Genomic DNA, 24961 nt, shown 5'->3' with positions numbered 1-24961 from the left:
TGAAATTAGTGATAATTTTCAATTTATCAGGTCAATTGCACATCATAAAAGCCTAACCTTTAAGATACAGGGATTTTAAAAGCTACTTCTTCAGCGGGTAAACAACTCTTATCGCTACACACCATAAATTCGAGTACACCACTTACCACCACCTTAGGCTTTAGCAGTTTGATGCGTTGCTTAAACACCACTTCTTTTTCAAAAAATGTAATTTTTTTCTGAATTACCTTGTCATACTTCGCTAATGGTGTTGGCGCTATGGTTTTACCAATTAAGCGATAAGCTTTAGACGGACTAAAATGGAAACTTGTTGGAATTGGGCCTCCACTGACTTGCATCGAATAAATATGCCAACCATTTTGGATCGTTGCCTTCAAATAAACTTCGGCTTCTTGCTTGTTGATTTTCTTAGACAAATAAGACCACGTAACAGGTTTCTGCAACTGAGCAAAAGCCATCCCGCTTTGCATAAGGAGAACAAACAGTATTAATCTTTTCATCTACCAAGCTCTTATAACAAAAGAAGGAAAGCTAATGCCTTCCTTCCCTATCATTTATTTCAGTTATTTTACCGGAATGCTAAATGTGACTTCGCTTGGTGGTAAACATTGCTTATCGTCGCAAACCATAAATTCTACTTTACCTTTTACAGCGGTGGTAGCCTTGTTTAGTTTTACTTTTTGAGTAAAAAGAACTTCGTTTTCAAAATAGCTTACATCCATTTTAAATACTTTTTCATATTTAGTAATTGGCTTAGGCTCTAAAGTTTTACCAACTAAAGTATATTCTTTTGAAGGCAAAAAAGTAAATTCAGTTTTATTTGGACCACCTGGCTTGATGTTTTGAGAGTATAAATGCCAATTAGGGTCGATGCTTGCCTTAATGTAAAGTATAGCTTCATTCTTACCTGTTTTTTTAGCAGCATATTGCCAAGTTACCGGATTTTCTAATTGAGCAAAAGCACTGATGGTTGCCATCACTACTATAGCAAATACTAATGTGATTTTTTTCATTTGTTTATTTAATAAGTTAGTCAAATTCAATTTATAATTAATTTCTATTGTTGCTGAATAAAAGCCACCTCTTTAAAGCCAAATTCGACAATATGTCCATCTAAAGGTTTAATTCGCAATAATCCTTCTGGGCTGATTCCTTCTATTGTACCTTCAAAAATCTGGCCTTTTGCACTATACTTTGCTAGTTTATTTAACCTGTACAGTTTACTAACGTACAAATCTTGCAACGTTGTACCCGTTCCAGCCTTCATCTTTAAGTACAACTGCTCAATTTGCGTGCAAATCTCATTCAAAAGCACCATTAAATTCACATCTTGTTGTAAAATTTGCGATATAGAAGTGATGCGATCGTTCAAATCATCAGCAAAATCTGACTGATTTATATTTAAGCCTATGCCAATAATGCTTTGTTTGATTTTACTGCCAACCAGTATATTTTCTATTAAAACACCGCCAATTTTCTTATCACCTACGTAAATATCATTTGGCCATTTCACACTTAGTCCAACAGGTAAATATTTGAGCAAAACATTGCTTAGAGCAACAGAAACTAACATATTTAATGCAAATTGTTTCTCTACAGCAAGAAAGTTTGGCCTTAACAACAAACTAAAGGTTAAATTCTTTCCAGGCGCTGCATGCCACACGTTATCCAACTGACCTCTTCCAGCAAATTGATGCTCTGCCATAATTACAGTACCTTCTGGCAATGGCTCGGAATTTGAAGTTAGTTTTTTCAGATAATTATTAGTAGAATCAACCGCTGATAATTTGATAAGATTTTGACCAACAAATAATGTTGAAAAAGTGTTATTTTGCAAGTGTTGATTTTTATTATTTTATTGAAGACCAAAATTAATTTTTTTAATGGTAAAAAAGAAAAATGCCAACCTTTCTACATACCTATCTGAAATAGCCGTACAAGGCATTCAAGAAAAAAAAGGGAACGATATTGTGCGATTGGATTTAAGGGGACTAAATAGTTCAGTTTCCGATTATTTTATTATCTGCAATGCAGATTCTTCTACACAAGTTAAAGCAATCGCTGATAGTGTAGAAGATGAAATCTATAAATTAACGCAAACCAATCCTTGGAAAAAAGAAGGACAGGACAACGCTGAATGGATTATTTTAGACTATTCGGAAATTGTTGTTCATATATTTAGAACTGAAAAACGTGAATTTTACGGTATAGAAGAATTATGGGGCGATGCCGAAGCCACTACATACAAGAGTGCATAACTCCTTAAAAAACATTTTACATGGAACAAAACAACAATTCAACCGATAAGCCGAATAAACCATCTAAGCGAATGCCTAACATTCCTAAGCGTCCTCAAAAAACACCAAAGTTTAATATTTTTTGGGTGTATGCCGCCATTATTATTGGTCTTTTAGCAGTTAATTTTTTATTCAATTCCGATAACGCACAGCAAATCAGTTATAGCACTTTTGAAAAAGAAATGCTAATTCCTGGCGATGTGCAGAAGATTGTTTCTTACAAAGCTGATGACATTGTAAAGGCAGAGGTTTATATCAAAGACAGTAAGAAAGACGACCCTAAGTATAAAAAATACCAAAGCAAAACAGGCTTTGGTAGTAATAGAGGTCCAATGGTGGTTTTCAATGCCTCTTCCCCTGACCAACTGGAAAGGTTATTGAAAGAATCTCAGGCTAATGTTCCGCCAGCAAATCAGATTAAGGTAGAAACTGTATCTAAATCAAATGCGTGGGCAGGTGTATTTTTAAATATCATTTTGCCTTTATTGTTATTTGCTGGTTTATGGATTTTCATGATGCGCCGCATGAGTGGTGGCGGAGGAGGAGGTGGTGGCCAAATCTTCAATATTGGTAAATCTAAAGCAACGCTATTCGACAAAGAAAGCCAAGTAAACATCACGTTTAACGATGTTGCAGGCTTAACAGAAGCAAAACAAGAGGTAATGGAAATTGTAGATTTCCTTAAAAACCCTAAAAAATACACTAATTTGGGAGGTAAAATACCTAAGGGAGCTTTATTGGTAGGCTCTCCTGGAACAGGTAAAACTTTATTAGCTAAAGCCGTTGCTGGCGAAGCTCAAGTTCCTTTCTTCTCCCTATCAGGTTCTGATTTTGTGGAGATGTTTGTGGGTGTTGGTGCTTCTCGTGTACGTGATTTGTTCAAGCAAGCAAAAGACAAAGCGCCTTGCATCATCTTTATTGATGAGATTGATGCCATTGGTAGAGCTAGGGGAAAAGGCAATATGATGGGTGGAAACGATGAGCGTGAAAACACCTTAAATCAATTATTGGTAGAGATGGATGGTTTCGGTACCGATAGTGGTATCATCATTATGGCCGCAACCAACAGAGCTGACGTATTGGACAGTGCCTTATTAAGACCAGGCCGTTTCGACAGACAAATCTATGTGGATATGCCTGACATTAACGAACGTAAGGAAATATTCGGTGTACACTTAAAGCCAATTAAGTTAGAAGACAACATCGACATCAATTTCTTGGCTAAACAGACGCCAGGTTTCTCTGGAGCAGATATTGCTAACCTTTGTAACGAAGCAGCATTAATTGCAGCTAGAAAAGGTCATGAATCGGTTACGAAACAAGATTTCTTAGATGCTGTAGATAGAATTATTGGTGGTTTAGAGAAGAAAAACAAAATCATTACTAAAGAAGAAAAAAGAGCGATTGCTTTCCACGAAGCTGGACATGCTACTGTTTCTTGGTTATTGCCACACGCACATCCTTTAATCAAGGTAACTATTGTTCCTCGTGGACAATCTCTAGGTGCAGCTTGGTATTTACCGGAAGAAAGAAGTATTACCACCACAGAGCAAATCTTAGATGAAATGTGTGCCACTATGGGCGGTAGAGCTGCAGAAAAAATCACTTTCAATAAAATTAGTACTGGTGCATTGAGCGATTTGGAAAAAGTAACCAAGCAGGCTTATGCTATGGTGTCTATGTATGGCTTAAACGAAAAGTTAGGTAACATTTCTTACTACGATTCAAGAGGCCAGGAAAGCTTTACCAAACCTTACTCTGAAGCTACGGCAAGAATTATTGACGAAGAAGCAAGTAAGATTATTGAAGAGCAATATGCTCGTGCTTTGCAGATTTTAAGAGACAACCAAGAGAACCTAGGTAAATTGGCAGAAAAGCTCTTAACCTCTGAAGTAATTTTCAAAGAAGATTTAGAAGAGATTTTCGGAAAACGAAAGTCAGACAGTGAAAGCACAGAATTACTAGCAGAAAATGTACCAGCAGAAGAACTTACAATCCAACCAGTTATTCCAGCGGTAGAAAATACAGACCTTCCCGATAACGAAAACAAGGGACTGAGTCACTAAAATTTATCCCGAGTTTATCTCGGGATTTTTTTTGCGAAAAATTTTAGCCACAGATGCACAGATGTTTTTCAAGAAGAATAATATTTATTCAATTAATCTGTGCATCTGTGGCTAGAAAAATCAACTCAAGCCACTCATCCCAAGTCTGTGGCCAAAAAAGCGAACAAAACGTCTCAACAATACTTATCTTTGCAGTAGATGAAAGAAAACATTACCTCAAGAGAATTAATGCTTAAAAAAATAAGGAAAGCGCTATTAGAAAAGCGTGACAACCCTTATCCTAACTTAGAGGAAAGCCCTTTGTACCAACAAAATGAAGAAGAGCTAGAAATTCTATTTGCCGAGCAATTGAGTGCCGTTTCTGGAAATTTTATTTTCTGTGAAAACGGAGTTGATTTCATCGAAAACATCTTAGAATTGGCAGACAAGTACAAATGGCGTAAAATTTACTGTTGGGAACCAGAATTACAACAACTGCTAAGTACCTACGAATTCCCTTTTTACCAAACCGACAAAGATTTTGAACAGGCAGAAGTAGGTATCACCATGTGTGAAGCCTTAGTTGCCCGCAACGGTTCTGTGATGGTAAGCAACCACAATGCAGCTGGCAGAAGATTAAGTATATTCCCACATCACCACATTGTAATTGCCAGAACTGGTCAACTGGTTTTAGATTTAAAAGATGCCTTTGCTTTGATAAAAAACAAATATGGCAGTCAAATCCCGTCTATGATTAGCAATATTACTGGACCAAGCCGTACAGCAGATATTGAAAAAACATTGGTGCTTGGCGCACATGGGCCAAAGGAACTTTTTGTATTCTTAATCGACGATTTTTCTTAAAAGAATTTTGTTCTATCATTAAACAGTATTACATTTATACCGAATACCGAACTGGTATAAGGTGTAAACAAAACTGTATATGAACAAAATTCAATCGGTAATTACCGGTACTGGGAGCTACATTCCCGAAAATATAATTTCTGGAAAGCACTTTCTTGAGCATACTTTTTTTGATGGTGGGGTAAAAATTGAAAAGGAGAATGAGGAAATCATTCAAAAGTTTGCAGACATCACCGAAATTAACGAAAGACGCTACATAGACGACAACCAACTTAATCACGATATAGGTTTTATTGCTGCCCACAGAGCAATTGAAGATGCAGGCATTGATAAAGAAACTTTAGATTACATCTTATTCTGCCATAACTTTGGAGATGTAAAGCATGGTAGCAACCGCATAGATATGCTTCCTGCTTTAGCGGCTAAAGTGAAACTTCAATTAGGCATTGCCAACCCAGACTGTGTGGCTTTCGATATTATTTTCGGTTGTCCAGGATGGGTACAAGGCATGATACAGGCAGATTACCTCATCAAATCTGGTGATGCTAAAAAAGTACTGGTAATTGGTGCAGAAACCTTGTCGAGAATTGTTGATCATCACGACCGTGACAGTATGATTTTTGCCGATGGCGCAGGTGCAACCATCTTGGAAGCTGTAGAAAGTGAAAGCGAGGAAAGAACCGGAATTTTGGCGCATAGAGCACAAACCCATGCTAGTTATGCAGACATGCTAACTATGGATGGTAGCAATAACCCAGCTGAAACCAACGGCAACACTTACATCAAAATGAAGGGCCGTAAGCTGTACGAATTTGCAGTAATTACCGTTCCGCAACTGGTAAAACAAGCCATAGATAAATCGGGTGTAGATGTAAAGCAAATCAAAATGGTATTCATTCACCAAGCTAATGGTAAAATGGACCATGCCATTATGAAACGTCTATTTAAGCTTTACGGCGAAGATACCGTTCCAGAGAAATTAGTTCCAATGACCATTTCTTGGCTGGGCAACAGCTCTGTAGCTACCGTTCCAACTTTAATAGATTTAGTGTTAAAAAACAAAGTTGATGGCTATCAAATCCAAAAAGGCGACCATGCGGTTTTCGCTTCCGTTGGTGCGGGTATGCATATCAATGCGATAGTTTATAAATTTTAGATAAAAGAACAAGGAGCAAGGAACAAAGATATAGCCTATTCCTTGCTCCTTGCTCCTTGTTCCTTGCTCCTTGCTCCTTGTTCCTTGCTCCTTGCTCCTTGCTCCTTGTTCTTTGTTCCTTGCTCCTTATTCCTTATTCCTTGTTCTTTGCTCCTCTTACCCCCCTATCCTTTTCAAGCCCTGCTTAGCTTCATTCTCTATACTATTTTCGTACTCGTGGTCTTTTAATCCAATCGCTAAATTGAAATAAGCTTTCGCCTGTACTAAATTTTTCTTCTTTTCGTAGATATTCCCCATCAGTACCGCCGATTTTGCGGCATAGTAGTATTTTAGTCCTTTACCTGTATTAAACGCTGTTTGATAATGCGCAAGGGCGACATCATCCTTGCCCAAATCGTCGCATACACGTCCCAATCTGTAAGCATATTCGGCCTTATCTTTTACCGTCTTAAAATCATCAGCTTTGCTAGCTGACAACACTTCTAAAGCACGAGTTAAATAACCGCCATCATATAATAACCTAGCTTTTAATAATACCAAATGTGGCGTGGGAGCATTAGCTTCATTAAGCGCCTGCTTATCCTTTTCTACATAAGTTGCTCCATTGCTCTTCACCTTGTTCAAAAAGGCTTTATAATCGGCGGTATCGTCTTTTAACAAAGAAATCCATGCCAAGTGTAGGTAAGTATCTTTAATATAATTGTTGCCTTTATTAACCTGTAAAAACTGATTGAAATTTGCCGCAGCCTTAACATCCAACTTATTTAAACGAGCCACGCCCAGTAGGTAATCTAGGTAAGCAAATGGCTGATAAGCGTTCCCCTTGGGTCTACTTTCTAAAATTTCTATCGCTTGCTCATTCTTTCCGTTTCTGGCGCAAGCATAAGCCTGCATGTACGTTTTCAGCAGACTACTATCCGCAATGCGGGAAGTATATTTCATGATTTTAGGATAGGCCTGCGGGCTTTTAGCTACATCAGAGAGGATATAGGCATAATAGAAAATTACCTCCTCATAAAACGGCTCATAGGTCGATTTAGGCAGTTCCTCTGCCAATTTATCCAGCTGACTGATGCCTGTTTGGATATCGCCCTTCACCCCAAAAGTAGACAGTGCCGATTTCATAAAACCATCTGGCAATGCGCCAATCACTACATTAATTAAGCCTAAGCCCTTCGTGTTTAGATGAAAATTAGGAAACTTTTTTTGGTTATCTTTCAATAAGCCGTTGGCTCTATTAATTTCTCTGGAAGCAGCAAAATAAGCCCCGTAGCGCCCACGCACCAATGCCCACTGTAAATTGATTTCTGCCTGGGCATATAAATAATAGGGCGAATTTTTATCATCCTTGCTAATTTGGTCTAACCTGCTAGATTTATTAGCCTCCAATCTTTCAAACTCTGCCTTACTCTCGTTAGTCAATAGGTAAAAATAATCTACGTAATTTTCCAGCAGGGGCACAATCGAATTTTGCGGCCGGGCCTTCTTTTCGGCAGCAATTAAAGCTTTCGCAGTACCGAGTTTTAATTCAAAAATTGATTGATAGGCTTTAACGCAATTGGCATTAAAATCGAAATTAGCAGCAGCCGAAAACGGCAGTAGAACAACAAGCAAAAAGAGAGGTAGACGGTATATTTTTAAAGGCATCAGTACAATTTAGTAAAAGCAAAGGTATATAACGCATTTATTTTATTCTTGTTTTTCTAGGACGTCAAAAATTGGCATTTGTGACGAAGTATTAATAATATAAGCTTTTCAAGATCGCTTTTCTCTCCCTCACAGGGAGAGATGGCAAAGCCAGAGGGTGAAGCAACCGAAATGCATAACCAATTTTAATAACCCTCTCTGCCCGTTGGGCATCTATTGAGAGGGCTTATTGATTTTTGCCTCAATGAGCTACGTTTCACTTCGGTTCTCCCTATAAGGGAGAGAAATAGCAAGGCGCCTAACCTATCACTCACAAACTAACCACTAACTAATTATTAGCGACAGCATTAAGGCTCCTCCCCCTACCCTCCCGAATAACTCGGGACAGGCACTCCAAAGGGGGACACAAGGTGCATAACCTATCACTTTCAAACTGATCCCTGAAACCTGACACCTGATCCCTAATTCCTAATCCCTAATCCCTAATCCCTAATCCCTTACACTTAAATAAAAAAGCCGCTGCAGTACAAATACTACAGCGGCTTCAATTAACCTATGAAAATTTAGACTATGGCTTGATCAACTTCGCTTGGATCTGCTCCTTGCCTTTGCTGATCTGCAACACATAAACACCTTTAGGCATTGCCGCACTTATCGTGATGGTATTACCACCACCTTTATGATCGAAACTACCGCTTTGCAATAGCTTGCCCGTAATGTCACTTATCTTGTATTGGTAAGTACCAGCGCTGTAAGGAGCCATAGTTACATTAATGGTATTGCCCACCAACGGGTTAGGATATACCACAGCCGTAGCCTCTACCAAGCTCGCCACTTTCACCTCTCTAACCTCGGTAAAATAGCTTGCCGTACCATCGCTGTTGATGGCCAACAAACGGTAGTAGTTGCTGCCCAATTGAGGGTTGGCATCTACTGCGCTATAGCCGTTAAGCTGACCTGCGCTTACCGTAGCCACTTTTACGAAATCTGTACCCTTGGTTAAACGCTCTACCTCGTAGCGGATGATATCCACTTCGCTGCTCACGTTCCAACCTAAATTAACCTTGTTGCCGTTTAACTTAGCGGTAAAACCGTTGAAGGTAACCGGTAGCACCACTACCTCCTCAAAGGCACCGATGGTAGGCGTTGCAGCTCTTGAAGTACCTATGATATCATCGGTAACGGAATTTGGTGTAGCCAGATTACCCACTTTTAACTTACCACTAGCGGTAGTTCTCAAGAAATCTGTAGAAGCCGAGGCCATGTTAAAAAAGGCACTTGGCGTTAGACTCATATCGTTCACAGAGTTTATATCCTGACCGCTGTGCCCCGCTTTCCATGCTGCAAAATTTTGCGCCGTACTGTTCCAGTTGCCTACGTTGGTATTGCCTGCTGCAGTGGCCAAAAAGTTGTAATCTGAAACCCAAGCTGCCGACGTGTTAGTAGTACCATACAGGCTATGGATACCTGAACCACCGCTACGGTTGTTGAACAACAGGTTGTTCTTTAGGTCTAGTGGACTGTTATTATTACGATAAATAGCCGAAGAAATAGCTGAACCGCTAGCGGTACCTTCTAATAGAATCGTATTATAAGAAGCATTGATCGTTAAGGCGGGGTCAAATGCAACTAAAAGTTCTGTAAAGATACCATAGGTAAAGGCAGAGCCACTGTAATTGACATTGATCACGTTATTGGACAGGGTAAAGCTACCGCTGTGGCCAGTTGAAGTTAATAAAGCCATCCCTCCTATACTCGAACCAGCTATTGAATTGCTACTCTTCAGATCGTAGATCCTGTTCTTTAAAATGCTCGTGCGATAGGCCACTATCCCGAAAACCGAAGTTGCTCCGGCACCTGTAGCCTCTAAGTTAGAAATTTTATTGCCGCTAACTATGCCGCTACCTGCAGAAAAAATGCCCATTACGTGCTTGAATTGGGATGCTGCCAAGGCAACCGCGTTGCTATTCTTAAGACCCGAAATGGTATTACCTATAGTATTAGCGGTAACGTTAGCGATCTGTATACCACAAAGATATGAGCTTGACGTTTGCCCGTTTACCGTAAGATTTTCGATACTGTTATTTTCTACTACACCAGTTGGATTAACATTGGTTATCAAGCCTGTCACAGACCCAGTCTCATTGGCTGTTATATTTCTGATGACATTGTTACGGTTAATTGCTCCAATATTGACTATTCCTACGACATCAATTTGCGCTACGCCTGCGCCACCACCAGGAATGGTTTGTAAGCTATTGGCCACCGTGCCACCAACCAGGTTGTTCTCTACAGTTTTAAGCGTAGCTACTGTATTAGAACCTGCAACATAGATGTAATTAATAATGCCACCAGTACCCGAAGTGGCCAAGGTTGCCTTTTTGCTAATGCCTCCTATTTGGTTGCCCGTAATTTTGGATGCAAAATCACCTTCTGCCCTAATTCCATAAAAAGTGGCCTCTCTAGTACTTTCTATTACAAGATCACCCGTGCTGCTTTGCGAACCTACCTTGTTATTGGTAATTTCGCTTAAAACACCAGTAGAAATGAATCTGATATCAGATACACCGCCAGTAGCAGTAATTTGGCTAAAGGTGTTATTGTCTATCACCTTACCACCACTGCCCGCATTGGCAAAAATGCCATAAAAATTACTAGTGCTAGCTCCAATAAGATGATTAAACTGTAGGTTAGCGAAGGTATTGTTACTGATGTTACTTACACTAGCGCCCGCATTGTCTGGTCGTATCATATAGTAACCACCGGTAGTCGTGCTACTTTTACTCATCACCAAACTATTGGCCACACTGGTCGAGCCAATGGTATTGTTCAAGATATCTACGGTTTGGTTGCCCGCTGTATTAATAGCATAAAAGAGAGCACCACTCGAACCCGAAGGTGTATTAGCATTGATGTTGGCAAAGGTATTATTCTGTATGGTGGTTTTGGCAGCTGTAGAAGCACCATTTACATAGATAAAATTCCAGTAATAGGCTTCTATATCTAGCTTGCTGCCACCCGCATTAGCTGCTTGGCCACCAAAGAAATTACCATCAATGGTGTGACCATCGCTATTGCTAAGATCAATAGCACCAGACCTATTAGGGCCATTACCTTTTGCTATCTGAGTATTATAAAAATGATTGTTATTGATCTGCCAGTTATTGCCAGAAGTACTATAAATGGCTCCACTGCCACCCCAGTGTTCAAACTTATTGTTCAGGATATTGGTTCTATGGCTTGGTATGCCCGCCGACAAAGCATACGTGACAATCTGGATTCCCTGTGTAACTCCTGCTACATAGGTACTGGCTGCGGCAAAGGTATTGTAGCTAATGATGTTATCGGTATTACCTGTAATACCCGAATTAGTTTCGACCAGCGCCACTGCAGCTGCGGCAGTTTGTAGACCCAATGCACTTTTAATAGTAAGGTAGGTTAATTTATTAAATTGGGCATCGTTGATTAATCTGATCACCGAAATTTGTGCACCACTCCCCGTAATGGTATTTTCTAGACTAAAGGCACTGGTAGTTCCTGTGCCGCCCGGCCTACCGTCTAGCGTAATGTAATCGGCATTGTTAAAATCTATTAATGGTATTGCCCCTGATAAGTTTCCAGTTAGACTAACACTCATGCCCATTGCTGGCCTAATGGTTAGGCCTAAAGTAGCACTGGCATTAGCTAATGCGTTAAAGGTAATAGCGCTAGGCATGGCTTCGTTGGTGTAGCCAGTGCTAAACTCCAATACGGCCTGGCCTGTACCTGTAAGACCATAAGTATTGGCATAAGTTGCTGCCGAGCGCAACGTAGCAAAGGTACGGCTAGCACCACTACCCCCATCGGTTCCGTTGATACGATAAACCGTACCACCTGCCAAAGGCGATGGCACATCTTCTTCAAAGGCACCAATGGTAGGCGTTGCAGCCCTTGCAGTACCCAATATATCATCTGTAACAGAATTTGGCGTAGCCAGATTACCCACCTTTAACTTACCGCTAGCGGTGGTTCTCAAGAAATCTGTAGAAGCCGAGGCCAGGTTAAAGAAGGCACTTGGCGTTTGGGCCATATCGTTCACAGAGTTTACATCCTGCCCACTATGCCCAGCTTTCCATGCCGCAAAATTTTGTGCCGTACCGTTCCAATTGCCCACATTCGTGTTGCCAGCCGCCGTAGCCAAGAAGTTGTAATCTGATGCCCAAGCTGGCGCAGTAGTGGTAGCACCATATAAACTATGAATACCCGAACCACCGCTACGATTGTTGAAGAACAAATTGTTCTTTAAGTCTAGCGGGCTATTGTTGGTACGGTAAAAGGCCGCAGAATTTGCAGAACCGCTAGCTGTACCCTCTAGCAAAATGGTATTATAAGAAGCAGTAATCGCGTTGGTACCAGTACTTTCTACTATAATACCATAAACAGGCACATCTCCACTATGGTTGACATTGATGACATTATTGGCAATGTTAAAACCAGCCGTGGAAAGAGTTGATAGCGCTATACCTCCTATGCTCGCACCAGCGGTAGCGTTGCTGCTCTTCACGTCGTAAATCCTGTTCTTCAAAACGTTTGTGCGATAAGTAACCATACCATAAACGGAAGTTGCTCCGGCACCTGTAGCTTCTAGGTTAGAAATTTTATTGCCACTTACGATGCCAGTACCACTAGAAAAAATACCCATTACATGTTTGTGGTTGGCAACTGCCAAGGTAACAGCATTGCTGCTCTTAAGCCCTGAGATCGTATTGTTAATCGTATTAGCACTAATGTTATTAGCATAAATACCACCAATATAAGAATTAGATGCCTGCCCGTTTAGGGTCATATTTTCGATACTGTTATTCTCTACCACACCGTTTACGCTATCACTTAGCTGCAAGCCTAACACAAATCCTGTCTCGTTGGCTGTCATATTTCTAACGGTATTGTTACGGCAAATTCCTCCGGCATTGGTTATCCCCACCACATCAATTTGTGCTATGCCCGCACCACCACCAGGAATGGTCTGTAAGCTATTGGCCACCGTACCACCCACTAAGTTATTTTCCACCGTTTTAAGCGTAGCTACTGTAGTAGAACCTGCCACATAAATGTTATTAAAAAGTCCACCGTCACCCGAAGTGCCCAAGGTTGTCTTTTTGCTAATGCCTCCTATTTGGTTGCCCGTAATCTTGGATGCAAAATTACCTTCTGCCCTAATTCCATAAAATGTGGCTGCTCTTGTACTTTCTATTACAAGATCACCCGTGCTGCTTTGCGAACCTATCTTGTTATTGGTAATTTCGCTTAAAACACTAGACTGAATAAGTCTAACATCATTTATACTACCAATAGTAGCAATTTTAGTAATGGTGTTGTTGTCTAACATCTGACCTCCACTGCCCGAAATGGTATAAATACCGTAAAAGTTATTAATGCCAGTTCCACTAAGCTCATTAAACTGTAGGTTGGCCAAAGTATTGTTACTGATGTTACTAGCAACAACACCTGTGTTACCTAATTGTATCATGTAATAATTACTATTAGCGGTAGCATTCTTATTCATCACCAAACTATTCGCTGTACTGACCGAACCAATCGTGTTGTTCAATACATCTACCGCTTGGCTACCAAAAGCATATATCGCCCTGAGTTCGGATAATGTATTATCGGTAGGGCTACTGACACTGATATTGGCGATGGTATTATTCTGTATCACAGTTTTGCTAGAAGTGACATTTCCCTCTACAGAAATAAATCGGGTATTTAAGGCAGTTACGTTCATTTTTGCACCACCAGCATTAGCTGTCTGGCCGCCAATAAAATTACCATCAACGGTATTGTTATTACTGGTAGACAAATTAATGGCTATCAAGCTTGTAGAGCCAGATACCGACAAAGGTTGCGTGCTATAAAAATGGTTATTATTAACCCTCCATCCATCAGAAGTGCTGTAAACTGCTCCGTTACCCCCCCAATATTCAAAATTATTATTTAAAATACTGATGTTGTTGTTGGGTCTCGCTGTTGTACTTCTAGTCATTACCTGTTTGCCTGATGCCGTACCAGCTACATAGGTACTGGGATAGGTAAAAGTACTGTTATTAATGGTGTTATCCGTATTACCTGTAGTGCCCGAGACACTGTTAGACAAAAAGACCGCACCACAAGCAATGCCTTCTGCAATCGCCGATTTAAAGGTGATATAGCTTAGTTTATTAAACTGTGCATCATTAATCAACCTCACTACACTGGTTTCGTTAGTTGAGCTTGTATTGGTATTTTCTAAAGTAATGGCACTGGCAGTTCCTACACCACCTGGCCTACCGTCTAGCGTAATGTAATCGGCATTGTTGAGGTCTATGAGGGGTTGGCCTGCTAAGTTTCCCGTTAAACTTACACTCCTGCCCGTTGCTGGCCTAATGGTTAGGCCCAAGCTAGCACTGGCACCAGACAAAGCGTTGATAACAATAGCGCTAGGCATGGCTTCGTTGGTGTAGCCCGCAGAAAACTCCAAAATGGCCTGGCCTGAGCCGCTTAAACCAGCAGAGTTTACATAGGTTACTGCCGAGCGTAGCGTAGCAAAAGTACGCGGGCTCACGTTGTCGGTTCCGTTAATAGGATAAACGGTACCTCCTACCAGCTGGGCATGGCTCAGCAAGGCCAAGCTCATCGCAAAAATGGTGAGTAGAATTTTTTTCATAAGATAAAATTAGATGAACGATTTCTATAACTAATTTAAATTCAAGCAGCAAGCAAATCAACCAACTACAAATTGAATGTTATTCAGTATTACCTACAAAGATAAAAGCTACTGCGCTGGCAAAGGAAGATTGGACAAACTTCCTCACTCCTTATAGCTCTACCACTGTAACTTATTGGCGATTTCTCCGGAAACGTAAGCTAGCTTAGGGATGGGGGTTAAGTAATAAGTTGAGAGAATGATGTGCTTGGGTGTGGCTGTGAGGGGAACGAAAGTACCTATAGCATAGGTCTTTCAAATCTGCTTTTCTCTCCCTCGCAGGGAGAGATGGCGAAGCCAGAGAGGGTGAAGCAGACAATAGGTATAACCAATTTTAATAACCCTCTCTGCCCCTTGGGCATCTATTGAGAGGGCTTATTGATTTTTGTTTCAATGAGCTACGTTTCACTCCGGTTCTCCCTAAAAGGGAGAGAAATAGCGAGGTGCTTAGCCTATCAATCGCAAACTAATACCTAACTTCTAATACCTAACTCCTGACTCCTGACCCCTAACCCCTGATACCTGACCCCTGATACCTGACCCCTGACCCCTAACCCCTGATACCTGACCCCTGATACCTGACCCCTGATACCTAAAAAAACAAAACCGCTGCAGTATAAATACTACAGCGGTCTCTAAATCAATTGAGAAAAATTGAGTCTATGGCCTGATCAGCTTGGTTTGGATTTGCTCCTTACCATTGCTCACCTGTAGCACATAAACGCCTTTAGGCATGGCCGCCTCTACCGTAATGGTATTGCTGCCGCCCTGATGTACAAAACTGCCACGTTGTAACAGCTTGCCAGTAATATCAACTAATTTGTAGGTATAGGTACCCCTAGCAAAAGAAGCCATGGCCACATGAATGGTATTGCCCACCAATGGGTTAGGATATACCACAGCCGCAGACTCGCCCAAGCTCGCTACTTTTACCTCTTTGATCTCGTTGAAATAAGTTGCCGTACCATCGCTGTTGATGGCCAACAAACGGTAGTAGTTGCTGCCCAATTGAGGGTTGGCATCTACTGCGCTGTAGCCGTTAAGCTGACCTGCAGCTACCGTAGCCACTTTTACGAAATCTGTACCGTTGGTTAAACGCTCTACCTCATAGCGGATGATATCTACCTCGCTGCTCACGTTCCAAGCTAGGTTAACCTTGTTGCCGTTTAACCTGGCGGTAAAACCGTTGAAGGTAACCGGAAGTACCACTACCTCCTCAAAGGCACCGATGGTAGGCGTTGCCGCTCTTGAAGTACCCAAAATATCATCGGTAACCGACGTTGGCGTAGCCAGGTTGCCCACCTTTAACTTACCGCTAGCGGTAGTTCTCAGGAAATCTGTAGAAGCCGAAGCCAGGTTAAAGAAGGCGCTTGGCGTTTGGGCCATATCGTTTACAGAATTTGCATCTTGGCCGCTTTGGCTAGCTTTCCATGCTGCAAAATTTTGCGCCGTACCGTTCCAGTTGCCCACGTTGGTGTTGGCAGCTGCCGTAGCCAAAAAGTTGTAGTTGGATACCCAAGCTGGCGCCGTGGTAGTAGCACCATATAAACTATGGATACCAGAACCGCCGCTAAGGTTGTTGAACAACAGATTGTTCTTTAGATCTAAGGCGCCGTTGCTGGTACGGTAAATGGCCGAAGAAATGGCTGAACCACTAGCCGTACCCTCTAACAAAATCGTATTGTAAGATGCATTGACCGCTAAGGCAGGATCTGTGCCGCCATTTGTAAACTCTGCCAAGATACCATAAACAGGCACATCTCCACTGTAATTTACATTAACCACGTTGTTGGCAAGGGTGTATGAGCCTGTACTACTTGAAATTGGATTCAAAGCTATACCCCCTATGCTTGCGCCGGTGGTTGCATTGCTGCTCTTCAGATCATAGACCCTGTTCTTTAAGATACTGCTAGGTCTAGCTACAATACCATAGACCAAAGTTGCTCCTGCACCTGTAGCTTCCAGATTATAGACCCTATTACCACTAACTGTACCACTGCCAGCATGGTTAATACCCGTTACATGTTTATTAGCTGTTGAGAATGTAACCGCATTACTGCTCTTAAGCCCCGAGATGGTATTTGAATTAATGTTTGAAGTTCCAGAAGTAAGAATCCCCGACACAAAACCATTATTTGATTGCGCATTTGAGGTCAGATTTTCGATGGTATTGTTTTCTACTAAAGATCCAGCGACACTTCCACTAGGATCAATTCCGATGATGTATCCATCCGTATTGAGAGTCATATTTCTAACCGTGTTATTCCGTATTATAGCAGCACTACCATATAATCCTTCTAAAGCTATATTCTCCTGCCCTGCACCACCACCAGCAATGGTCTGTATGCTATTTGCCACTGTACCACCAATAATATTGTTCTCTACCGTTTTTAGTGTTGCCGTTGTAGTTGAACCTGAAATATTGTAGAGATAAAAAGCTCCACCGTTACCTGAAGTGGCCAGGGTTACTTTTCTGCTGATCCCTCCTATTTGGTTGCCCGTAATTTTGGAGGCAAAATCACCAGAAGCACCAATTCCATAAAAAGGATTTTGTCTTGTACTTTCTACTACAATATCAGCGGTGCTGCTTTGCGAACCAATCTTGTTATTGGTAATCTCGCTTAGTACATTAGTATAGATCAACCTAAATTCATTTAAAGTCCCAGTAGCAGTAATTTTGCTAAAGGTATTGTTGTCTATCATTTTACCACCAGTGCCCACATTGGCATAGATACCATAAATGTTAGAGAGACTAGCACCGCCAAGCCCGTTAAACCGTAGGTTGGCAAAGGTATTGTTTTTGATATTAGTGGCTACATCGCCTGTATTATCTGTCTGTATAAAGTAATAAAGGCCAGTATTTGTGGTATTTTTGTTCATCACCAAGCTGTTGGCCGTACTGGCCGAGCCAATGGTATTGTTCAACACATCTACCATTTGGTTGCCCAAGGTATAAATAGCCCTAAAGTTAGCAGCAGTACTTCCCGAAGGGGTGCCGGCATCCATATTGGCAAAGGTATTGTTCTGTATGGTGGTTTTGGCAGCTGTTGAGGTACCATTTACCGAGATAAAACTCCAGTTATAGGCATCTATTCCCATTTTACTGCCGCCGGCATTTGCTGCTTGGCCACCAAAGAAATTGCCATCAATGGTGTGGCCATCGCTATTGCTGAGGTTAATGGCTCCAGATTGAACTGAACCCGAACCTTTTACGGCCAGCGTACTATAGAAATGGTTATTATTGATCTGCCAGTTATTGCCCGAGGTGCTATAAACTGCGCCTAAACCGCCCCAGTGTGCAAAATTATTGTTAAGGATACTGGTATTGTGGTTGGGCCTTGCCGCTGTACCCGCAGACAGAATCTGTGTAGTCTGCGTAGCCCCTGCAGTATAACCCGAAGCAGGCATGCTAAAGGTATTGTAGCTAATGTTGTTATCGGTATTACCCGTAGTACCCGAAGCACTGGTGCTCAGTAGTACCGCAGCGGTAGTAGCGTTAGACACCGAGGCCAATCGAATATCTAGATAGGTCAGTTTGTTAAACTGCGCATCGTTGATCATCCTTATGGTACTCGAAGCGGCATTGGTGTTCGTATTTTGTACGATAAAGGCACCTGTAGTACCCACACCGCCCGGTCTACCATCTAGGGTAATGTAATCGGCATCGTTAAGATCGATAAGTGGTAGCGCCGCCAAACTTGCCGTTAGGCTAACGCTCATGCCCGTTGCCGGTCTAATGGTTAGGCCCAAAGTGGCACTGGCATTGGCTAGGGCATTAAAGGTAATGGATGTAGCACCGATGGTTTCGTTGGTATAAGGCGCCGTAAATTCTAATACCGCCTGTCCTGTACCTGTTAAGCCATAAGTATTGGCAAATACCGATGCAGAGCGCAAGCTAGCAAAGGTACGGGTAGCACCATTACCGCTATCGGTACCGTTAATTTGGTACACCGTACCGCCTGCCAAAGGCAAGATTAATTCTTCCTCGAAAGCACCCATACTAGGTGTTGCTGCCCTGGTAGCGCCCAGTATATCATCGGTTACTGAAACCGTAGTACCTTTTCCAGCCACTTTTTGATTGTGTGCTACCGTAGTTCTCAAGAAATCTGTAGCTCCCAAGGTAGTGTTAAATAAAGTGCTTGGCGTTAAGGTCATATTGTTCACCGAGTTTGCATCCTGACCGCTTTGTGAAGCTTTCCATGCTGCAAAATCTTGTGCTGTACCGTTCCAGTTGCCTACGTTGCTGTTGCCAGCTGGCGTAGCCAAAAAGTTGTAGTTGGATACCCAAGCCGGCGCCGTAGTAGTAGCCCCATATAAACTATGGATACCCGAGCCACCGCTACGATTGTTGAAGAACAAATTGTTCTTTACATCTAACGGGCTATCACTAGTACGGTAAATAGCCGAAGAAATAGCTGAACCACTAGCCGTACCTTCTAACAAAATGGTATTGTAAAATGCTCTGATGGTTAAAGCGGGGTCTGTTCCAGTACCTGCAAACTCTGCCAGGATACCATAAGCAGGCACATCTCCACTGTAATTTACATTGATTACGTTGTTCGAAACGGTAAATGAGGCAGTGGTACTTGAAGTTGCGGTTAAAGCTATACCGCCTATACTTGCACCAACGGTAGCATTGCTGCTCTTCAGATCGTAGATCCTATTTTTCAAGACATTGCCAGACCTAGATACTATACCATATACCGAAGTGGCTCCAGCACCGGTAGCCTCTAGGTTAGAAATTTTATTGCTGCTAAGTGCGCCACTACCATTGCCATAAATGCCCATTACATGTTTGATGCCTACACTTGATAAAGCAACAGCATTGCTGCTCTTAATTCCTGAGATCGTATTGTCGATAATTGGGGTAGTACCGCCAACAGCATTAAGTGTCAACCCAGCAACATAGGAACTGGAAGCCTGCCCATTTAGGGTCAGATTTTCGATCGTATTGCTTTCTATATTTCCCGATACAGTACTACCAAATTGGATGCCGACTAGCGTACCAGTCTCATCGGCTGTGATGTTTCTGACGGTATTGTTACGGTTAATTGATCCATTAGTAAATATTCCTGCGATACCAACTTGCGCTGTACCCGCACCACCACCAGGAATGGTTTGTAAGCTATTGGCCACGGTACCACCCACCAAGTTGTTTTCTACGGTTTTAAGCGTGCCCGCTGAAAGAGAATTTACAGCATAAATACCGTAGAAATTTGATGAGGCCGCTGTAGCCAGTGTAGTTTTAACGCTAAAACCGCCTATCTGGTTACCGGTAATTTTAGTGGCATAATCGCCAGTGCTATAAACAGCACTAGAGGTACCCGTGCGGGTGGTTTCTACCACAATATCGTTGGTAAGTGTTTGCGAACCAATATTGTTGTTGGTAATCTCGCCGTCCACAGAGTTTATGATCATGGTTGCAACACTCAAAGCGCCACTCAGCTTTAGCTTGGTAATTGTATTGCCGTCGATGATTTTACCACCAGTGCCTGCATTTGCAAGAATTCCATAAAAGAAATTGTTGCCGCCGGCAAGGTCATTAAACTGCAGATTGGCGATGGTATTATTTTTAACGTTACTGGGCGTATCTCCTGTGTTGTCCAATAGTATCATTGGATAAGTACCATTTGCTGTGGCGTTTCTAGTCATTACCAAGCTATTGGCGGTGCTGGCCGAGCCAATGGTATTGTTCAATATATCTACAATCTGGCTTCCAGGCGTATAGATAACTCTAAAGTAAGATGTAATCCCGTTAGTTGGTGTACTCGCATTGATATTGGCAATGGTGTTGTTCTGTACGGTAGTTTTGGCGGCCGTAGAAGTACTGCTTACATAAATGAACTGTACATTTTGCGCTGTGATATCCATTTTGGCACCGCCCGCATTTGCCGCTTTACCACCAATAAAGTTGCCATCTATGGTGTGGCCACCGGTACTGCCAGCTAAATAGATTGCCGCAAAACCATTATTGCCATCGGCAACCAAAGGTTGGGTGGCAAAGGTATTATAGAAATGGTTGTTGTTAATTTGCCAGGCTGCACCATCGTTTGCTAAAATAGCGCCCCTGCCACCCCAATACTCAAAATTATTATTTAGTACTTGGGTTCTGTTGTTGGGCCTAGCAGCCGTACCAGCCGAGGCTATTTGTATTCCCGGTGCATTTGCCACTACATAGGTACTGGCAAAGGTAAAGGTATTGTGGCTAATGCTATTATCGGTATTACCTGTAGTACCTGCCGCACTAGTGCTTAGTAAAACCGCACCAGATAACGTATTTACTGCTGCCGCCGTTTTAAAGGTTAGGTAGCTTAGTTTGTTAAATTGGGCATCGTTAATTAACCTTACCACACTAGTTCCTCCAGTATTAGTGGTATTGGTGTTCTCCAGCGTAAAGGCACTGCTGGTTCCCACGCCGCCCGGTCTGCCGTCTAAGGTCACATAATCGGCATCATTAAGGTCGATAAGGCGTTGGCCTGATAAATTTGCCGTTAAACTTACGGTCATACCCGTTGCCGGCCTAATGGTTAAACCCAAAGTAGCGCTGGCACCAGGCAAAGCGTTAATAATAATTGGGCTAGCTACGGCTTCGTTGGCATAAGGTGCCGTAAACTCCAGAATGGCCTGGCCAGTACCGCTTAAACCCGCGGTGTTTACATAGGTTACTGCCGAGCGTAGCGAAGCAAAGGTACGCGGGCTCACGTTGTCGGTTCCGTTAATGGGGTAAACGGTACCTCCAACGAGCTGGGCATGGGCTCCAAAGCCTAGTCCCATCGCTAATAAAAGAAGTAGTCTTTTTTTCATGATAGAAATGTTTAATGATAAATGGTTAATTATTAATTGTTTTTTGGTTTCCCGAAGTATCGGGATTTACGTTGTGAGCTCGCCAAGGCTCGGTTCGCAAGCTCAACATTAGTTCATTGGTTCATTGGTCATTGGTTCACTGGTTCATTGGTAATTTATTTTTTTCCTTTCCCCTCTCCCAAGCACGTCATTCCGACATTCGGAGGAATCTAGCATCATGCTTGGTTAACTATGCTAGATTTCTCTTCGTTCCTCATTCGAAATGACGGAAATCGGAGTAGTCTCTGCGGTTTCATTTCCGCTCTTCTTTTCCTAAGTACGCCATTCGTCAATTGGTTCATTAGTTCATTGGTCATTGGTCACTGGTTCATTGGTCATTAGTTCATTGGTCATTAGTTCATTGGTCATTGATTCACTGGTTCATTGGTTCATTGCTTTCTTTTCCTTTCCCCTCTCCCAAGCACGTCATTCCGACATTCGGAGGAATCTAGCATCATGCTTGGTCAACTATGCGCTAGATTTCTCTTCGTTCCTCATTCGAAATGACGGAAATCGGAGTAGTCTCTGCGGTTTCATTTCCGCTCTTCTTTTCCTAAGCACAGCATTGGTTCATTAGTTCATTGGTCATTGGTTAATTGGTCATTGGTTCATTGCTTTCTTTTCCTTTCCCCTCTCCCAAGCACGTCATTCCGACATTCGGAGGAATCTAGCATCATGCTTGGTCAACTATGCGCTAGATTTCTCTTCGTTCCTCATTCGAAATGACGGAAATCGGAGTAGTCTCTGCGGTTTCATTTCCGCTCTTCTTTTCCTAAGCACAGCATTGGTTAATTAGTTCATTGGTCATTAGTTCATTGGTCACTGGTTCATTGGTTTTTTTCCTTTCCCCTCTCCCAAGCACGTCATTCCGACATTCGGAGGAATCTAGCATCATGCTTGGTCAACTATGCGCTAGATTTCTCTTCGTTCCTCATTCGAAATGACGGAAATCGGAGTAGTCTCTGCGGTTTCATTTCCGCTCTTCTTTTCCTAAGTACGCCATTCGTCAATTGGTTCATTAGTTCATTGGTAATTGGTCATTGACTTATTGGTAATTTATTCAATTGGATATTTTCTAAAGTAGGAGGCTTAAACGAAGAAAGAGGGAGCACTTATAAGGGTCAAGTATCGAGGTTTACACCTTGAGCACGCTTTGGCTCGGTTCACAGCTTAAAATGGTTCTGGAGTAACGGCTGTCATCAGCGCTAGGCTGATAGTTTAGTGTAGAATAGTTCATGGTGTATCGGCTTGGCACATTGTACATCGTTATTTTAGTCAACTGCTTAAATGGGCAGCCCAAAAGTGGCGACCGACTCGCAATTCCTTAATAATAAGCCAAATGTAAAAACTAATCATCTGCATGACTAAAATACGGGCTACATGTTCACTTCCTATAGCTCTAACGTTTATAAGTAATTGATAATCAGTTAATAAAAATCTACTTAGTCACACAATAAAACGGATATTGATAGCTAATGGTTAATTATTAATGGTTAATTATTAATGGTTAATTGCAATCGCCTACAAACCGGTGTAGCTATTATTAGCCCTTATCTCTTTCATTGATCATTAATAATTTATGGTCTACTATTATCAGCCCCTTAATTAACTAATCTCAGCCCCTCATTTATCATCAACAATTGATAATTAACCATTATCTAAGCTCTTTCTTCAGTTTAGCGATAATGTTGGTTCCTTTGTAATAACCGTTAATGGTGTGGCTCAGCAATAGGCTAAATACACCGATCGCATCGGCGAGCTCCTCTATTGTTCTACCGCTTTTTTCTACCTCCGCTTTTAAAACTAAGTTTTCGGGGTATCGTATCTTTGGTTCGTTCATTCATTTTTTGGTTGTTTGGTTGGTTGGTTACAATACAAAGACAGGCTGATAAATTGGCTTTTCGCTAAAAATTGCTGGATCCTAACTCTTGATTTCTATTCAATTCCCAGTTCCTTCTTTAACTTGGGGACCACGTTGATTCCCTTGTAATGTCCGTTAATCGTATAGCTCAGCAATTCTCTGGAGATGCCAATTGCTTTGGCAAGCTCCTTCATTTTTCTGCCACTTTTGAAGACTTCAAACCTTAGAGGCAAATTTTCGGGGTATCGTATTTCTTTCGCCATTATTAAATTAATATTTACTTTTGTTAACACATATACAAAGATATAGACTAATAGTCTAATTAGCTGAAATATGCAATAGAATGATACTCTAATTAACTCTATCTTGCATAAACCACTGATAATGAGCGTAAAAAAACGAATTAAAGACTTTGTTTCAGAGATAAACATTCCCATAAACGCTTTCGAAAAAAGCATAAACGCATCTAACGGTTATGTAAACAGCATTACCAAAAGTATAGGAATAGACAAACTAGAACGAATTATAGAGATATACCCTAATCTGGATTTAGAATGGCTGCTTACAGGCAAAGGCATGATGCTCAGGTCGTCGAAAACTGATATTTCTAGCCTTGACAACGAGCCAATGCTAAGTACGATAAATCCAGGTCAAGCTATACCACTTATTTCTACCGAATCGGTGCCCGGCTTTGTCAATAGCGAGCAAAACCATCATGGAATTATCGTTAAGGAAACCTATGTGATTCCGGAATTCAATGAGCAGGGCGCCAAATACTTGGTTCGCGTAAATGGCTCGGATATGCACCCCAAATTTAGCAATGGCGATTTGCTGGCCTGTAAGCCCATTGGCAACCCTACTTTTTTTCAATGGGGCAGAGTTTATGTACTCAACACCAATCAGGGCACTTTAATTAAGTTCCTCTACCAAGACGAGCATGACAAGGATGTATTGTGGTGCCGGTCGGAAAACGAAAAGAATTATCCTCCATTTCACATCCACAGAAAAAACATCTATAACATTGCTATTGTGGTTGGGGTTTTAAGGATGGAGTAAAGGGTTGGCTGCCTGATGGGTGACAGTTGCTAATCGGGATTTATTGCGTGAGCTCGCTAAGGCTCGGTTTGTAATCCTGATCAGCGAGATAGTGATGGGTTAAAAACCGAAATATTTTCTTTTTATACCGTTGGTTGAAACCAACGGCAATAAATAATGGACTATTTACAGCAACAGGGATGACCTGCTAGGGATGTTAATTGTGAATGTTCAATTGCTAATGGATTTTAGTTTTTTGATTAATTGGTTATTGACTTATCGGTAATTTTCTTTTCCTTTCTTTCCCCAAAGCACATCATTCCAACATTCGGAGGAATCTAACACCATGCTTGGTTAACTATACGTTAGATTTCTCTTCGTTCCTCATTCGAAATGACGGAAATGGGAACACGCCGGATTCATTTCCGCTCTTCCTTTCCTAAGCACGTCATTCCAACATCCGGAGGAATCTAACACCATGCTTGGTTAACT

Annotated in this window: 13 protein-coding genes; 5 read left to right on the top strand and 8 right to left on the bottom strand. The window is 41.7% G+C overall.

Going from position 1 to position 24961, the window contains the following annotated elements; all coding sequences use genetic code 11:
* Positions 1 to 59 precede the first annotated feature (59 nt).
* The 3 genes from CRO54_RS19320 to CRO54_RS19310 all read right to left on the bottom strand — a co-directional run bounded on the left by CRO54_RS19320 (position 60) and on the right by CRO54_RS19310 (position 1837).
* Positions 60 to 500 (bottom strand): protein-disulfide reductase DsbD domain-containing protein, encoded by a 441-nt coding sequence (locus CRO54_RS19320; RefSeq protein ID WP_097133712.1) that lies wholly within the window; start codon positions 498 to 500, stop codon positions 60 to 62.
* A gap of 63 nt (positions 501 to 563) precedes the next feature.
* Positions 564 to 1013 carry a protein-disulfide reductase DsbD N-terminal domain-containing protein gene (locus tag CRO54_RS19315; RefSeq protein WP_097133711.1) on the bottom strand — a complete coding sequence of 150 codons (450 nt, stop codon included), beginning with the start codon at positions 1011 to 1013 and terminating at the stop codon, positions 564 to 566.
* 44 nt (positions 1014 to 1057) lie between these two features.
* Positions 1058 to 1837, bottom strand: coding sequence for a biotin--[acetyl-CoA-carboxylase] ligase (locus CRO54_RS19310; protein ID WP_097133710.1), 780 nt, complete (start codon positions 1835 to 1837; stop codon positions 1058 to 1060).
* 46 nt (positions 1838 to 1883) lie between these two features.
* On the opposite strand from CRO54_RS19310, the gene rsfS reads away from it, so the two are divergent.
* From rsfS to CRO54_RS19290, 4 genes are all read left to right on the top strand, one after another.
* Positions 1884 to 2258 carry a ribosome silencing factor gene (gene rsfS, locus CRO54_RS19305; protein ID WP_097133709.1) on the top strand — a complete coding sequence of 125 codons (375 nt, stop codon included), beginning with the start codon at positions 1884 to 1886 and terminating at the stop codon, positions 2256 to 2258.
* 20 nt (positions 2259 to 2278) lie between these two features.
* Positions 2279 to 4363, top strand: a complete 2085-nt coding sequence (ftsH, locus tag CRO54_RS19300; protein WP_097133708.1) for an ATP-dependent zinc metalloprotease FtsH — start codon at positions 2279 to 2281, stop codon at positions 4361 to 4363.
* A 198-nt stretch (positions 4364 to 4561) separates the two neighbouring features.
* Complete coding sequence (locus tag CRO54_RS19295) at positions 4562 to 5206, top strand: LutC/YkgG family protein (protein WP_097133707.1); 645 nt, start codon at positions 4562 to 4564, stop codon at positions 5204 to 5206.
* 79 nt (positions 5207 to 5285) lie between these two features.
* Entirely contained in the window at positions 5286 to 6362 is a 1077-nt protein-coding gene (locus CRO54_RS19290) for a 3-oxoacyl-ACP synthase III family protein (protein ID WP_097133706.1), read from the top strand.
* A 156-nt stretch (positions 6363 to 6518) separates the two neighbouring features.
* Here the strand turns inward: CRO54_RS19290 and CRO54_RS19285 are convergent, their stop codons facing one another.
* The 5 genes from CRO54_RS19285 to CRO54_RS19265 form a co-directional block, all read right to left on the bottom strand.
* Entirely contained in the window at positions 6519 to 8009 is a 1491-nt protein-coding gene (locus CRO54_RS19285) for a YfgM family protein (protein ID WP_097133705.1), read from the bottom strand.
* Positions 8010 to 8577: 568 nt separating this feature from the next.
* A complete protein-coding gene (locus tag CRO54_RS19280) occupies positions 8578 to 14691 on the bottom strand; it encodes a T9SS type A sorting domain-containing protein (RefSeq protein ID WP_097133704.1) in 6114 nt (2037 codons plus the stop codon).
* A 699-nt stretch (positions 14692 to 15390) separates the two neighbouring features.
* Complete coding sequence (locus CRO54_RS19275; protein WP_097133703.1) at positions 15391 to 21534, bottom strand: T9SS type A sorting domain-containing protein; 6144 nt, start codon at positions 21532 to 21534, stop codon at positions 15391 to 15393.
* Between the two features lie 1693 nt (positions 21535 to 23227).
* The gene (locus tag CRO54_RS19270; protein ID WP_097133702.1) at positions 23228 to 23413 is read right to left on the bottom strand and encodes a hypothetical protein; all 186 of its coding nucleotides are present in this window, start codon (positions 23411 to 23413) and stop codon (positions 23228 to 23230) included.
* A 95-nt stretch (positions 23414 to 23508) separates the two neighbouring features.
* On the bottom strand, positions 23509 to 23697 hold the full coding sequence (locus CRO54_RS19265; RefSeq protein WP_097133701.1) for a hypothetical protein: 189 nt from the start codon (positions 23695 to 23697) through the stop codon (positions 23509 to 23511).
* Positions 23698 to 23818: 121 nt separating this feature from the next.
* Here CRO54_RS19265 and CRO54_RS19260 point away from each other — a divergent pair, with 121 nt between their 5' ends.
* Complete coding sequence (locus CRO54_RS19260) at positions 23819 to 24490, top strand: S24 family peptidase (protein ID WP_097133700.1); 672 nt, start codon at positions 23819 to 23821, stop codon at positions 24488 to 24490.
* The last annotated feature ends 471 nt before the right edge of the window (positions 24491 to 24961 follow it).

Source organism: Pedobacter xixiisoli, assembly GCF_900215335.1.
Classification (GTDB): Bacteria; Bacteroidota; Bacteroidia; order Sphingobacteriales; family Sphingobacteriaceae; genus Pedobacter; species Pedobacter xixiisoli.
The sequence above is the reverse complement of the archived record's forward strand: the minus strand, read 5'-3'. Positions and strand labels throughout refer to the sequence as shown.